Below are 14047 nucleotides of genomic sequence, written 5' to 3' on the forward strand. Positions count from 1 at the left end.
CGATGATCCACCAGCTCATCTTCGCCCATCCCAAGCCCGGCATGAGCGAGCAGGAGTTCCAGCGCTACTGGCTGGAGGTGCACGCGCCGAACTACGCCGCGAAGATCCCGCAGATCCGCAAGTACGCCGTGGACACCCGGATCCCGCTCGGCCCCGAGCCGGCGGACCCGCTGTGGAGCGGGGTCGCCGAGATCTGGCTCGAGAACGACGAGGAGCAGGTCGCCTCGCTGCAGACGCCCGAGTTCCTGCAGGGCGCCCGGCTGGACGAGCCCAACTGGGCCGCCTTCTGGCGCACCGTGGTGCTGGACACCGACGCGCACCTGCTGCTGCCCGGCCCGGGCGCGGCCACCCCGCACCCGGTCAAGCTGATCCTGCTGGTCAAGCGGACCAACGGCACCACCGTCGAGCAGTTCCGCACCCGCTCGCTGGAGCAGCACGCCAAGGTCGCCCTCCAGTTGCCGGGCCTGGTGCGGTACAGCCAGAACTTCACCCGGGACGGCTGGTACGGCCTGGGCGAGGCGCTGCTGGACGGCGCCTACCTGTTCAACTTCGAGACCGAGGAGGCGCTGCGCACCGCCTACGAGTCCGCCGAGTTCGCCGCCCTGCTGGCGGACCTCGGCGAGTTCGTCGAGCCGCGCTACATCCACCAGGTCGCCGCCGTCGAGCACTGGTTCATCGGCTCGGAGTGATCACGACCTGATACACAAGATCCCTGGCAGCGGTCGGCCCGGGGCAGCGAGCCGGCTGCCCCGGGCCGCAGCCGTTCACCCCCTGGGAGGTCAGCGCGATGAATCCGATCCACCATCAGCACCACGAACAGCACCACCCCCCGGCCGCCGAGCCGGTGGAGATCAGCACCGGCCGGCTGGAGGCGTTCAGCGATGGGGTCTTCGCGATCGCGATCACGCTGCTCGTGCTGGACTTCCAGTTACCGTCCGGCGAAGGGCCGTTGATCAACCGGCTGGCCCACGAGTGGCCGTCGCTGGGCGCCTACGTGGTCAGTTTCCTGATCATCGGCGTGGTCTGGATGAACCACCACACGATGCTCCACTACATCCGCCGGGTCGACCGGATCCTGCTGCTCTTCAACCTGATCCTGCTGATGAACGTCTCGTTCATCCCCTTCCCCACCCATGTGCTGGCCGACGCGATGAGCTCCGGGCACGGCGAGCGCACGGCCGCGGTCTTCTACGGGCTCACCCTGACGCTGGGCGGGATACCGTTCAACGCGGTCTGGCTCTACGCCGCCGCGGGCCACCGCCACCTGGGCAAGAACATCACCCCGGCCCAGGCCTCGGTGCTGCGGCGGCACTTCATCATGGGGCCGTTCATGTACCTGGGGGCCACCCTGGTGGGCCTGATCAGCGCGATCGCCAGCCTGACCATCTTCGGGGTGCTGCTGCTCTTCTACATGATCGAGGTGCTGGGGAGCTCCTCGGGCGCGGCCCACCCGCGCGAGGAGCAGCCGCGCTCACCGGTGCAGCTGCTGACGGCGGTGGCCCGCACGCCCGCGCCGCCGGCCGCGGGGCCCGAGCCCGCGCCCGAGCCCGTCCGGCCCGCGCACGCGCCTGCACCGCCGGCCGAGGCGGCCGAGGCGGCCGGGCCGAGCGAGCCCGCCGAGACCGTCGCGCACGCCGCGCCCGCACCGCCCGAGGTCTGCGCCCACTGCGGCCACCCCCAGGAGGACGCCGCACCGGAGCCCGCCCCGACGCACTGATGCGCACGGCACAGGGGCCGGTGCCCGCCTCCGCTGGCGGGCACCGGCCCCTGCGACGCGAGGGCCGCGTCAGTTCACCCGCACCCGCACCCCGGGCCGGCCGACCTGCTCCTCCTCCTGCTCCCGCTCCCCGTCCTGGCACAGCTCGCGCAGCGCGTGGTAGCCCAGCGCCGCCGAGGCGAGGGTCACGTGGTGGTGCCAGCCGCGGAACGAGCGGCCCTCGAAGTCACCGAGCCCGAAGGCCTGGAGCTTCTCGCAGCCGTGGCTCGCCTTGTGCCGCAGCTCGGCCAGCGCGACCGTCTCGGCCAACCGGCTCGCGGGCAGGTTGGTGACCCAGTAGGTGCGCGGCTGCGGCCGGCCGAAGGGCCACTCCACCACCAGGTGCCGGGCACCGCGCGGGCCGGCCCCGTGCAGCTTGGGGTGGTGTCCGGCCGGCAGCCGGCCCACCATGAACTGCGAGTGCCTGGAGCGGTTCTCCGGCCGGTCCTGCCAGGCGAGCACCGCGCGCTCGCCGTGCTCGCCCAGGTCCCTGGCCAGGTCGGCGGCGGGCCGCCGGTAGGAGCCGGCCGGGCCGCCGAGCCGGCGCACCGGCAGCTGGGCGCTGGCGGCGATCTCCACCAGGTAGCCCAGGCCGCGCTCCTCCAGACCCAGCAGCAGCGGCTCGACCTCGTGTTCGAAGCTCCAGTCGGCCAGGATCGGGGCGATCGGCACGTTCCACTCGTGCAGGATCTCGTCGACCGACTCCAGCACGTAGCTCCAGCGCGGCCGGTGGCGCTCCTCCTCGGGGATGTGCGCCTGACCGCGCAGCTCGTGGTCGCGGTCCCAGTGCCTGGGCAGCATCAGGTGCCAGTTGACCGGCAGGCTGCCGGCCTTGTGCACCAGTGAGGCCGCCAGGGCCAGCTGGCAGTTCATCATCCGCCCCTCGGAGGCGACGAACTGCCGCCCCACCCCGGCGGACCGGTCTCCGTTCTTGGGGAACACCACCTCGTCGAACGCCCAGGCCTCCGGCGGCGTCACCGCGCAGACCCGCTCCGCGAGGTGGCGTCGCACGCTCTCGAAGGACCAGGTGCTCTGGTTGACGAACTGCTGGATGGGCTGGACCGCCCGGCGTCCGAGCACGTGCTCGGAGATGTTGGCGGGAGTCTTGCGGCCGTCCGCGTGGAGCAGGCCGCGCAGATACACCTCTCCCCAGCGCCGCTGGTCAGAGCGGGCGAACGGGGCGAACAGGCCTTGGCAGAACTCGGAGATTTCGTCCTGCCGCTCCCCCGCGAACGATTCGCGGCGGTGCGAAATCGTGGACACAGCACACTCCTTCAGGTGCTTGTGGCGGCCGGGGCCGCCCATGGCCCTGTCCCTCTCCGCTACGGGGGGCGTTGGAGAAGGACAGGGGTCGGTCACTTGTCCGTGTCGTCGGCGCAACTGCCGCGCTTGTCCAGCAGGAAGGCGTCCGTGGCGACCAGCGCCTGGGACACCTCCGGCAGCGCGCAGCCCACGATCACGAAGTCGACGTCCATGCCGATCTTCGTGCGCTGGAAGAGGAGTTCGTTGATCGCCGGACGGGCCATCTCGGTGACCTCGCCGAGGTGGAACTCGACCCGGCGCGGGTTGACCGACAGCGCCTCGGCCAGCCCGCGGCGGAACTTGTCCAGCTCGTCGCGGTCGATGATGCCGGCCAGCTGGATGTGGGCGGTCTTGCCGTCGAAGTCGCTGGAGATGCGCAGCCGCATCTCCACCGGCTCCAGCTCGACGCGCACCCGCAGCGGGGTGTCACTGGCCGGCAGGTTGACGGTCAGTGCCTTGGCGTCGAAGTCGCGGTGCGGCTGGTCGTCGATCCAGACCTTGTCGATCTGGATCGAGCCGGCCGGCAGCAGGTCCGGCGCCACCCGCAGCACCCGGTCGGGGAACGAGTCGGGCAGCGGACGGAAGTGCAGGGTCAGCGGCGAGGAGGTGAGCAGCAGGCCGGTGTAGGCGGCGGCCAGGTAGCACAGCTCCAGCGCGTGGTAGCCGGCCATCGAGTGGCTGCCCTTGAGCCGCTCGGTGCCCAGCAGGTAGGGGATCCCGTTGGCGAGCACGTTGAAGTACACGCCGCCGTCGTCGTAGTCGAGGAAGAAGGCGTTGTAGAACGCCGCCGCCTCGCGGGCCAGCCGCTTGTGCTCGGGGTCGCCGGAGACGCCGGCCAGGATCAGGTAGGCCAGGATCGACTGCTCCTGCTGCCACCAGGCCTTGCGGTCGTGCCAGACCAGCCGGTGCCCGCCGGTGGCCGGGTCCTGCTGGCGCTCCACCACGTCGTACCAGCCGCCGCGCTGCTGGTCGCTGCCGACCGCCGGCATGATCTCGGCGATCCGCTCGGCGAGTTGGGCGTACTCGGGCTTGTCGGCCAGGGCCCGGATCCGGGTCAGGTTCCAGGCGATCTTCAGGTTGTGGCCGACCACCGCGCGGTCCTGCTGCCAGCCCCAGGTGCGGTCCGGGCTCCAGTCCGCGTGGAAGCGCTCCTGCACGAACGGGCTGTTGGGCTCGTCCGGGAAGTGCTCCGTGATGGTGTCGGCGGTCTCCTCCAGCAGCTTGGCGAAGTCGGTGCGCCCGGTGGCCAGGTAGGCGTTGATCAGGTACGCCGGGGCGTGGTCGCCCACCGAGTTCCAGTTCTTGCGCGAGCGGTTGCGGCCCAGCGCGTCGGCCCTGGGGTCCATGGTGATCGGGTCCAGGTGGGAGAAGAACCCGCCCCGCTCCTCGTCGCGGAAGTACTTGTCGAAGAGCCGGACCGTGTGGTCGATGTCGGACAGGATCCGCGGGTCGCCGGTGATCCGGTAGGTCTGGGTCGGCCCGGCCAGCGCGTAGATCTGCTCGTACATCGGGATCGCGTCGTAGTCGTCGCCGAACTCGGAGGCGAACACCTTGCGCTGGCCGCCGTGCGTGATGTCGATGCCGTGGTACCAGTAGACGACGTTCTCCCGCTTGTCCACCACCCGCATGTGCTCGCGCAGGTACTCGGTGCCCGACTCGGCGGCGGCGAGGAACCGCTCCTCGCCGGTCAGCATGAAGGCGGTGGCCAGGCCGTAGACCAGCCGGGAGATGGTGTCCGTCTCCTGGCGCACGTCGCTGTCCGCGCTCTCCACCACGTGGGTGCCCGAAAGGGTCAGCTTGGTGCGGAAGTTGCGCCAGTCGTACACCCCGTCGGGGAAGTGCCCGCGCAGGTAGAAGTCGGCGATCTCGGCCGCCTGGTTCACCCACCAGGACGGGTGCTCGAAGACGTACGAGCCGCGGCGCTCCTCGGGGAAGGTGATCTGCCGGGCCTCGATCCGCTGCCCGCCCTCCCACTGGTAGAAGATGCCGTAGACGAAGACGTAGCGGCCCTCGGCGAGCATGTCCCGGGTGGCGCCGGTGGTGTCCTTGGGCGGCTCGCCGAGGTTGCGCACGATCTGCGAGTTCAGCGCCTCGTCCAGGTGGATGGTCACCTCGCGACCGTCCGAGGTGCGCAGGCCGAACCGCTCCCGGGTCGGCTCGTAGCTGGTGACGTACCCGGCGATGCTGTCGGAGTACGTGCGCCTGGTGTCAGGAGCGCTCATCGGGTGGAACCTCCGTCGTCGGGCAGCGAGGTCAGGACGACCACGCTGCGGCCATGGGCGTGGAAGGTGTGGCCGTCAAGCGGCAGCGGGGCGTCCGGCGAGCGGACGTCCTCGCCCGGCCCGCGCGAGCTGTCGACGGCCAGCGCCCAGCGGTGGCCGGGAACATGGGGCAGTTCGCAGTCCAGGCCCAGGTGGAACATGTTCAGCACGATGTGCAGGTCCGGGTCGCCGTCGAACCCGGCCAGCGTGAGCGCCAGCGCCCGGGCCTGCCCGTCCTCCCAGCCCGGCTGCTCCAACTGGCAGCCGTGCCAGGTGACCTCGGGCAGGCCGCGCTCGTTGCGCCGGTCCTCGAAGAACCGCGGCTGGCGCAGCGCCGCGAAGCGCTTGCGCAGCGCGATCATGCCGCGGAAGAAGTCCCGGACCTCGTTCTCCTTCTGCGCCTGCTCCCAGTCCAGCCAGGAGATCTGGTTGTCCTGGCAGTAGGCGTTGTTGTTGCCGCCCTGGCTGTTGCGGAACTCGTCGCCGGCCAGGATCATCGGCACGCCGCGGGAGAGCAGCAGGATCGCGGCGAAGTTCTTGATCTGGCGCACCCGCAGGCGCTCCACCTCCTCGGCGTCGGTGGGGCCCTCGACGCCGCAGTTCCAGCTGTAGTTCTCGTAGGACCCGTCCGCGCCCGCCTCGCCGTTGGCCAGGTTGTGCTTGCCGTTGTAGCTGACCAGGTCGTTGAGCGTGAACCCGTCGTGGCAGGTGATGAAGTTGATGCTGTTGGTGGGCAGTTCGCCCTGGCGGCCGAACAGGTCGCGGGAGCCGCCGAGCCGGGTCGCCAGGGTGCCGACCAGGCCGGCGTCACCGCGCACGAAGCGGCGCACGTCGTCGCGGAACGGCCCGTTCCACTGCGCCCAGCGCTTCCCCGGGAACCGGCCGACCTGGTAGAGGCCGCCGCCGTCCCACGGCTCGGCGATGATCTTCGTCTCGGAGAGGATCCCGGACAGTTCGATCCCCCACAGGACGGGCGGCGTCTCCATCTCGAACCCCTCGGCCCCGCGGGAGAGTTCGGAGGCGAGGTCGAACCGGAAGCCGTCCACGTGGTGCTCGGTGACCCAGTACTCCAGGCACTCGATGATGAACTTGGCGACCGCCGGGTGGTTGGCGTTGATCGCGTTGCCGCAGCCGGTGAAGTCCATGTAGTGCCGGCGGTCCTGCGACCACAGGTGGTAGTAGACCTCGTTGGCCTGACCGCGGAAGCTGATCGTCGGGCCGTGCTCGTTGCCCTCCGAGGTGTGGTTGAAGACCACGTCCAGGATGACCTCGATGCCCGCCTTGTGCAGCGCCTTGACCATGTCGCGGAACTCTTCGATGTGCTTGCAGCCGCACGGGTCCGAGCAGTAGTCGCTGTGCGGCGCGAAGAAGCCGAACGGGTCGTAGCCCCAGTAGTTGGTCAGCGGGGCGCCGTCCGGGCCGCTGCGCAGCACCTGCATCTCGTCGAAGTCGAAGACCGGCAGCAGCTCGACCGCGGTGACCCCGAGCTCCTTGAGGTAGGGGATCTTCTCCACCACGCCGCTGAAGGTGCCCGGGTGGGAGACGCCGGCGGTCGGCGAGGAGGTCAGGCCGCCCACGTGCATCTCGTAGATCACCGAGTCGGCCAGCGGCGTGCGCAGCGGCTCGTCGCCCTCCCAGTCGTAGCCGTCCAGGTCGACCACCATGCTGCGCATCGAGGCGGCGCAGTTGTCCTCGGGGCCCACCGCCAGCTTTCGATCCCACAGGGTATTGATATTCGCCCGGGAGTACGGATCGAGCAGCACCTTGCGCGGGTTGAACCGGGTTCCGGACTCCTTCGTGTGGTGCGGGCCGTCCATCCGGTATGCGTACACCTGACCGGGACCGAGATTACTGACATGGCAGTGCCAGAAGTGGTAACTGTGGTGCCGCTCATGATCCAGCGTGATGACCCGGGCGGGCACCGGGGCGTCGTAGCTGTCGAACAGCAGCAGGTCGACCTGGGTCGCCCGTTCCGAGAAGATCGCGAAGTTCACCCCGTTCGCGTCCACGGTGGCGCCCAGCGGCTGCGGTCGACCCGCAGTCACCTCGGCCCGCATGAGCGTTTCGACCGGGACTTCGGTCGTCACTGTCTGACTCATGGTCATTTTTTCTGTCAACTCCCTACCCATGGTGCACCCGGAACTGTGGATTCCGACCGCCCGTCCCCCCAACGGAGGACACATTCCGGTCGTGTTCTCCGCCGTCGCAGTCGCGCGCACGGGTGCGGGCGGAGTGCGGCGGGTCCCGGTGCCCGGCCCGCCGTCGCCGGAGCGCCGGGGTCGGGGCCGCCGCGTCTCGTCTCGTCAGGCCACCGGCGTCCGGTCCCAGGCGAGCGACCCGAAGGCCTGCTGCCAGGACGGGATCGGGACCCCTGGCTCGTTGAAGATCTCGAAGGTCACGCCGCGCGCGGCCGGGGTGTACAGCGCCTGCACGCAGGCCTCGGCCAGGTCCTCCCGGTCCACCTGGCCCACCCCCCGGTCACCCTGCTCCAGCCGCACCCGCCGGCCCGCGCCGTGATCGTCGATCAGCCAGCCCGGGCGCACCACGGTGTAGGGCAGGCCCGACTCGCGCAGCGCCTCCTCGCCGGCGTGCCGCCACACCAGCAGCCGGCCGTAGGCGTTCAGCGGGTGGCCCTGGTGGGTCGCGTGCAACTGGCTGATCAGCACCACGTGCGGCTGGTTGCCGCCGGCCGCGGCCGCCGCCAGCGCATTGCGCACGCCCTGGAAGAGCGTGGTCTCCGGTCGGTCCGGGCCACGGTCGTCGGTGCCCGGCTCGACGCTGTAGATCAGCGCCGAGCAGCCCGCCAGCGGACGGACCAGCGTCTCGGGCACCCGCACGTCGCCCCGGACGAACGCGGCGTCGGCGGCGGGCGCGAGTCTGGCGGGCGGGGCGCTGCGGCCCACCACCCGTACGCCCTCGCGCCGCTCCAGGAGCCGCCGCACGATGAGCCGTCCCACGCGCCCCGCGCCGCCGACCACCACCACCGGACTGTCCATGCCCTTCTCCTTCGCTTCGCCGTGCCGGTCCCTGCCGAGCCGATTCCTGCCGTGCCGGTCCCTGTCGTGCGGTCCCGGCGAGCCGATCCGATCCCACTGAGTGATCCGTCATGCGAGTTCCGCCGTGCTGCCCCTGCGCCGGGTCAGACCCAGCGCAGGATGTCGTCCGAGCTGGTCAGGCTGGTGCCGGCGGGCAGATTCGCCAGCGCCGGCACTCTCAGGCGCGGGTAGACGCTCACCCCGCGCAGCCGGCAGCCGGGCCACAGCTGGGCGCCGTCCCCGATGGCCGAGAAACTCTCCAGTCGGACCGGGTTCTCCCGGTCCGACTGGATCTCCACCATCGGTCCCACGTAGGTGTCGCTGACCTCGGCGTACGGTCCGATCACCGAGGCGTCGCCGCAGGAGCTGCGGGCCAGCCGCGCCCCCTCGCGCAGCTCGACGCCGTCGCCGACGTCGGCGTACTCCAGGTGGACGTCCGCGCCCACCGCCACGTGCCGCCCGATCCGCACCCCCGGCCCGATCACCACGCTGCCGTCCTCGATCTTGTCGGCCAGCGTGGTCCCGGTGATGTCGTCCCGGGTGGCCAGCGAGCTCTCGTGGATCCAGTACCGCGGACTGGCACTGCGCGGCGCCGCCATCAGCTCGTTCATCAGCGGGTAGTCGCCGGCCAGCACGTCCTTGAGGGTGACCAGGTAGTCCTCGACGTTGCCGAGGTCACCGAGCCGGGCGATCGGGTGCGCGGCCACCGGCAGGCCCCGCTCGACCAGGTACGGCAGCAGGTCGCCGCCCCAGTCCAGCCGCTGCTGCGCCTGGCGCATCAGCTCGGGCTCCCGGGCGGCCTGCCGCAGCCGGGCGCAGTCGATCAGGTACATCCCGGCGTTGGTCGGCAGCAGCGCGCCCGGGTCCTCGCGCACCTCGGGGAAGAGCTCCCTGATCCGGGCCGGGTCGGGCTTCTCCACGAAGCCGGCCACCAGTCCGGCCCGGTCGGTCTGCATCGCGCCGTACTTGCCGGCCACCTCGCCCGGCGCACGGGCCACCGCGGCCACCGTGACCACGGCCTTGCCGGCCTGGTGGCCGGCCTCCAGTTCGGCGAGCGAGAAGTCGAAGATCGAGTCGACCGGCAGCACCAGGGCCTGCTCGGTCAGGTCCCACTCCTCCAGGTTGTGCAGGGTGGCGGCACCGGAACCGACGTTGTACCGGTCGAAACTCGGCCGTGAGTACCGCACCTCGACGCCGTAGCGCTCGCCGTGGCCCAGCAGCAGCATGATCTGACTGCGGTTCTCCAGCCCCTGGGCGACCACGTAGAAGCGGCGGATGCCCTGCTCCCGGCAGGCCTCGACGACCCACTCGATGAGCCTGCGGCCGACGAAGGGGATCAGCGCCTTGCTGCGGATGTAGTCCGCGGACTCCAGGGTGATCGGCTTGGCCCGTTCGCCTCGCCCCCCGGCCAGGATGATCCCCACGGTCCCCATGTCTCCGCCACCCATCTCGCATCCCCACGTTGGCGACCTTGTCCAGTAATACTCAACAACATGAGTCACAGCGTGTCAACGGAGGAGTCAAATCCGTGGTCTAATCCTCCCTTTATCGTCAGGTCGCCAGGCGCCCTCCAGCGCACCTTGACGTGGGCAGGGCACGGGAAATCGGCCGATCACTCCTGAAACGCCCTGGTCGCGAAGCCGTCGAGTCGCCACAATCCCGGGTCAACTCGGAAGAAGCAGGCCATTGGTGCGATCCGGGCAGTCGGAATTAACGACCTGACGCACCGTCACGCCCGAGGCGGACAAAGCCGGTATTCCCGTGACCAACCGTAGCCGGTATTAAAAACAACCTTGATCGGCCCGTGAGAGGTGTTAAAGAAGGGATATCTTCTGTGGCGGACTCCTCGATTGCACGCGACTTCGGAAGCGTTGACCTGGCGTCCATACTTATACCGGTGACAATGGCGACGGCCTTGTCTCCAAGGGGGGATAGGCAGGATCATGGTTGAGCCGATGCGCGCGGCATTCTTCGACCTGGCGGACGGCAATCGCTCCGTCGGCTGCCTCAAGGCCCTGCGCGCGGCGGCGATCCGCCACCGCCAGGCCGGCGACCTGGTCGTGCTGGTGATGTCCCGGCCCTGGCCGCTTCCCGACACCGCGACCCTGGGTGTCGAGGCCGACCTGATCCTGCACCCCGAGCCGCACCACTCCAGACCCGGGCCACTGCCACGCTCCGGTGAACCCCCGGTCACCGTGGTGGAGGCGATCATCCTGCTCGGACTCGACCCCGCCCGCTGCTTCGGCTACGTCGACCACTGCGGCGGCCTGCGCACACTGCGGGTGGTCGGCAACCCCCGGGTGATCGGCCTGGACCCCGAGCTGGCCGAGCACGCCCTCGCCCAGGGCTGGCCGATCCTCGACGAGGCGCACCAGCCCGCCGGCCGGGCCGGCTCCCAGGGCCCCCCGTGGCCCGGGGCCCGGTAGCGGTCCCTCAGGAGGAGGCCCGGGCTCCGGTCCCCTACTGGAGGACCCGCCCGATCGGGCCCGCCCGTAGGGGAAAACTCAGGGCCGCGGAGGCTGGCCCGCGCGCCGCCCGAGGAGCACCGTAGAGGCATGGAACACGGAAATCTGTCGCGACGCGAGAACCGTCAGCTGGCCGTCGCCTCCGCCACCGTCGGACCGTGGCGCGCTGCCGCGGCGGTCGGCGCGGTGGTGGGCGGTGCAGCCCTGGCCGTGGACGTGGTGACCGGGCACTGGTCCACCGGCATCCTGGCCGGCCCGGTCGGGCTGGCGCTGTTCTTCTTCTTCCTGGTCGGCACGGTCGGCGGCCAGCTGCGCAAGGACACCGGCGACCGCCGGCTGCGCCGCTGGGCCGACGCCCACCCCTGGCAGGCCGCACTGCCCGCCAGCGGAGCCCTGCTGGTGCTCAACACGCTGGTCCTGAGCATGCTCGGCAGCTGGGGCCTGTTCGGCGCCTTCTTCACCTCCCTGCTGCCCGCCGGCATCCTGCTGGTGGTGGCCGGCGTGGTCGGCTCGGTCAAGGCCGCCCGCCGCTCCGGCTGACCGGCGGCCTCCCCGCCCCGAACAGGGAGCAATCACCTCAGAAGACGCAGAACGCACACCGGGCGCCCGCAAGTTGGCCGCCCGGTGTGCGAACTGTTGTGCGTCCTCGGCGTACTGACCCGGTGCCGATAGCCGAAGACCCTGACCAGCAGGCCCCGGCGAGGAGCCGGACCCTGGCCGCCAAGTGGCGCAACGGGCCCCCGCAGGAGGAGCCGCAGGCCCGGCGGCCACCGAACCGCGAGTGCGGCACCGCCAGCCGCCAGTAGCTACCGCTTCTTCCGCTTGCCCGGCCGCCCGTCCCGCGAAGCCTGCTGCTTCACGAGCCGGGCGGTCTCGCGTTCCCAGGCCGCCCGCTTGACCGCCTCGCCCGGGGCCTCGGCCAGGCTGCGGAAGAAGTACGCCGCCGCCGCGCCCACGCAGCCGATCAGCCAGACCGCGCCGAGCGACTTGTCCTCGGCCATCCAGCCCTCGAGCGAGTCGCGGCCCTCGGCGAGGATCTTCCAGGTGCGCAGCGCCGCCAGGCAGGTGCAGACGGCGATGGCGGCGATCAGCAGCCCGTTGACGAAGCCGCCCGACTTGGAGAGCTGCACCCCGCTCACCGCGAAGCGCAGCACCAGCGCGCCGACGGCCACGGTCACCAGCGCGCCGAGCGAGACGGCCACCCGCCGCACCCAGTAGTCGGCGCCGCGGGCCGCCCAGCTGGTGCCGAAGAAGCGGATCGGCTCGGGGGCTGCTGCGGGGGTGGGGCGCTCGTCGGTCACACCTCCAGTATCACCGAGCAGCCCCGGAGCCGGTCGGCTCACCCCAGTCGGCTGACGTCGCGCACCGCGCCCTTGTCCGCCGAGGTGGCCATCGCCGCGTAGGCCTTCAGTGCCGCGCTCACCGGACGGTCGCGGTGCACCGGCTGGTAGCCGCCCGACTCCTCCAGGCGCAGCCGGCGCTCGTGCAGCTCCTCGAAGGAGACCTGCAGCTCGATCGTCCGCCCGGGGATGTCGATCGCGATGATGTCGCCGTCCTCGACCAGCGCGATGGTGCCGCCGGAGGCCGCCTCCGGGGAGACGTGGCCGATCGACAGGCCCGAGGTGCCGCCGGAGAACCGGCCGTCGGTGATCAGCGCGCAGGCCTTGCCCAGGCCGCGGCCCTTGAGGAAGGAGGTCGGGTAGAGCATCTCCTGCATGCCGGGGCCGCCCTTGGGACCCTCGTAACGGATCACCAGCACGTCGCCGGGCTTGATCCGCTTGGTCAGGATCGCGTCCACCGCGTCCTCCTGGGACTCCAGCACCACGGCCGGGCCGCTGAAGGTCCAGATCGACTCGTCCACGCCGGCCGTCTTCACGATGCAGCCGTCCTCGGCCAGGTTGCCGTGCAGCACCGCGAGCCCGCCCTCGACCGAGTAGGCGTGCTCGACGCTGCGGATGCAGCCGCCCGCCGCGTCGGTGTCCAGCGTCTCCCAGCGCTCGGACTGCGAGAAGGCGGTGGCCGAGCGGACGCAGCCGGGCGCCGCGTGGAACAGCTCGACGGCGGTCGGCGAGGGCGAGCCGCCGCGGATGTCCCAGGTCTTGAGCCACTCGGCGAGCGAGTCGCTGTGCACGGTGTGCACGTCCTCGTTCAGCAGCCCGCCGCGGTACAGCTCGCCCAGGATCGCGGGGATGCCGCCGGCCCGGTGCACGTCCTCCATGTAGTACGAGCCGTTGGGCGCCACCTTGGACAGGCACGGCACCCGGCGCGAGATCTCGTCGATCGCCCGCATGTCGAAGTCCAGCTCGGCCTCCTGGGCGGCGGCCAGCAGGTGCAGGATGGTGTTGGTCGAGCCGCCCATCGCGATGTCCAGCGCCATCGCGTTCTCGAACGCCGCGCGGGAGGCGATGCTGCGCGGCAGCACCGAGTAGTCGTCGCCCTCGTAGTGCCGCTTGGTGATCTCGACGACGGTGCGCCCGGCGTCCTCGTACAGCGCCCGGCGGGCGGTGTGGGTGGCCAGCGTGGAGCCGTTGCCGGGCAGCGCGAGACCGATCGCCTCGGCCAGGCAGTTCATCGAGTTGGCGGTGAACATGCCCGAACACGAGCCGCAGGTCGGGCAGGCGTTCTCCTCGATGATCGCGATGTCCGCGTCCGAGACGTTCTCGTTGACCGCGTCGGAGATCGCGTTCACCAGGTCGAGCTTGCGCACCGTGCCGTCCACCAGCACCGCCTGGCCGGCCTCCATCGGGCCGCCGGAGACGAAGACGGTGGGGATGTTGAGGCGCAGCGCGGCCATCAGCATGCCGGGGGTGATCTTGTCGCAGTTGGAGATGCAGATCAGCGCGTCCGCGCAGTGCGCGCTGACCATGTACTCCACGCTGTCGGCGATCAGGTCGCGCGAGGGCAGCGAGTAGAGCATGCCGTGGTGGCCCATCGCGATGCCGTCGTCCACCGCGATGGTGTTGAACTCGCGCGCGATGCCGCCGGCCGCCTGGATCGCCTCGGAGACGATCCGGCCCACCGGCTGCAGGTGGGTGTGGCCCGGCACGAACTCGGTGAAGGAGTTGGCGACCGCGATGATCGGCTTGCCGAAGTCCTCCCGGGCTACACCGGCGGCCCGGAGGAGGGCGCGGGCGCCTGCCATGTTGCGACCGTGGGTGACCGTACGGGACTTCAGCTCGGGCACGGGATCTCTCCATTCCCAGGGGTAGGTAACAGCCGAGCCTACGC

The 14047-nt window shown here is 70.8% G+C and carries 11 protein-coding genes; 4 read left to right on the forward strand and 7 right to left on the reverse strand.

Annotation, left to right across the window (positions count from 1 at the left end; all coding sequences use genetic code 11):
- The first annotated feature begins 2 nt into the window (after nucleotides 1-2).
- The gene (locus OG294_RS17985) at nucleotides 3-689 is read left to right on the forward strand and encodes an EthD domain-containing protein (protein ID WP_327067512.1); all 687 of its coding nucleotides are present in this window, start codon (nucleotides 3-5) and stop codon (nucleotides 687-689) included.
- A gap of 98 nt (nucleotides 690-787) precedes the next feature.
- Entirely contained in the window at nucleotides 788-1717 is a 930-nt protein-coding gene (locus tag OG294_RS17990) for a TMEM175 family protein (RefSeq protein WP_327067513.1), read from the forward strand.
- Between the two features lie 69 nt (nucleotides 1718-1786).
- Here OG294_RS17990 and OG294_RS17995 read toward each other — a convergent pair whose 3' ends face one another.
- The 5 genes from OG294_RS17995 to OG294_RS18015 form a co-directional block, all read right to left on the reverse strand.
- Entirely contained in the window at nucleotides 1787-3019 is a 1233-nt protein-coding gene (locus OG294_RS17995; RefSeq protein ID WP_327067514.1) for an IS701 family transposase, read from the reverse strand.
- 92 nt (nucleotides 3020-3111) lie between these two features.
- The gene (locus OG294_RS18000; RefSeq protein WP_327067515.1) at nucleotides 3112-5280 is read right to left on the reverse strand and encodes an AGE family epimerase/isomerase; all 2169 of its coding nucleotides are present in this window, start codon (nucleotides 5278-5280) and stop codon (nucleotides 3112-3114) included.
- A complete protein-coding gene (gene glgX / locus OG294_RS18005) occupies nucleotides 5277-7406 on the reverse strand; it encodes a glycogen debranching protein GlgX (RefSeq protein ID WP_327067516.1) in 2130 nt (709 codons plus the stop codon). Before glgX ends, OG294_RS18000 begins: the two co-directional genes overlap by 4 nt.
- 216 nt (nucleotides 7407-7622) lie before the next feature.
- Nucleotides 7623-8315: an NAD(P)H-binding protein gene (locus OG294_RS18010; protein WP_327067517.1), complete on the reverse strand. Its 693-nt coding sequence runs from the start codon at nucleotides 8313-8315 to the stop codon at nucleotides 7623-7625.
- A 143-nt stretch (nucleotides 8316-8458) separates the two neighbouring features.
- Complete coding sequence (locus tag OG294_RS18015) at nucleotides 8459-9787, reverse strand: NDP-sugar synthase (protein ID WP_327067518.1); 1329 nt, start codon at nucleotides 9785-9787, stop codon at nucleotides 8459-8461.
- Between the two features lie 522 nt (nucleotides 9788-10309).
- Here OG294_RS18015 and OG294_RS18020 point away from each other — a divergent pair.
- Entirely contained in the window at nucleotides 10310-10780 is a 471-nt protein-coding gene (locus tag OG294_RS18020) for a hypothetical protein (RefSeq protein ID WP_327067519.1), read from the forward strand.
- A 129-nt stretch (nucleotides 10781-10909) separates the two neighbouring features.
- Entirely contained in the window at nucleotides 10910-11359 is a 450-nt protein-coding gene (locus OG294_RS18025; RefSeq protein ID WP_327067520.1) for a hypothetical protein, read from the forward strand.
- A 266-nt stretch (nucleotides 11360-11625) separates the two neighbouring features.
- Here OG294_RS18025 and OG294_RS18030 read toward each other — a convergent pair whose 3' ends face one another.
- A complete protein-coding gene (locus tag OG294_RS18030) occupies nucleotides 11626-12120 on the reverse strand; it encodes a hypothetical protein (RefSeq protein WP_327067521.1) in 495 nt (164 codons plus the stop codon).
- Nucleotides 12121-12158: 38 nt separating this feature from the next.
- A complete protein-coding gene (gene ilvD, locus OG294_RS18035) occupies nucleotides 12159-14003 on the reverse strand; it encodes a dihydroxy-acid dehydratase (RefSeq protein WP_327067522.1) in 1845 nt (614 codons plus the stop codon).
- Nucleotides 14004-14047: the final 44 nt, after the last annotated feature.

The organism is Kitasatospora sp. NBC_01302 (assembly GCF_035976515.1).
Lineage (GTDB): Bacteria > Actinomycetota > Actinomycetes > Streptomycetales > Streptomycetaceae > Kitasatospora.

Coding starts and splice junctions, on each gene's coding strand:
- OG294_RS18020 (WP_327067519.1), top strand. CDS start 10,310: ATGCGCGCGGCATTCTTCGACCTGGCGGACGGCAATCGCTCCGTCGGC.
- OG294_RS18000 (WP_327067515.1), bottom strand. CDS start 5,280: ATGAGCGCTCCTGACACCAGGCGCACGTACTCCGACAGCATCGCCGGG.
- OG294_RS18015 (WP_327067518.1), bottom strand. CDS start 9,787: ATGGGGACCGTGGGGATCATCCTGGCCGGGGGGCGAGGCGAACGGGCC.
- OG294_RS18025 (WP_327067520.1), top strand. CDS start 10,910: ATGGAACACGGAAATCTGTCGCGACGCGAGAACCGTCAGCTGGCCGTC.
- OG294_RS17985 (WP_327067512.1), top strand. CDS start 3: ATGATCCACCAGCTCATCTTCGCCCATCCCAAGCCCGGCATGAGCGAG.
- OG294_RS18010 (WP_327067517.1), bottom strand. CDS start 8,315: ATGGACAGTCCGGTGGTGGTGGTCGGCGGCGCGGGGCGCGTGGGACGG.
- OG294_RS17990 (WP_327067513.1), top strand. CDS start 788: ATGAATCCGATCCACCATCAGCACCACGAACAGCACCACCCCCCGGCC.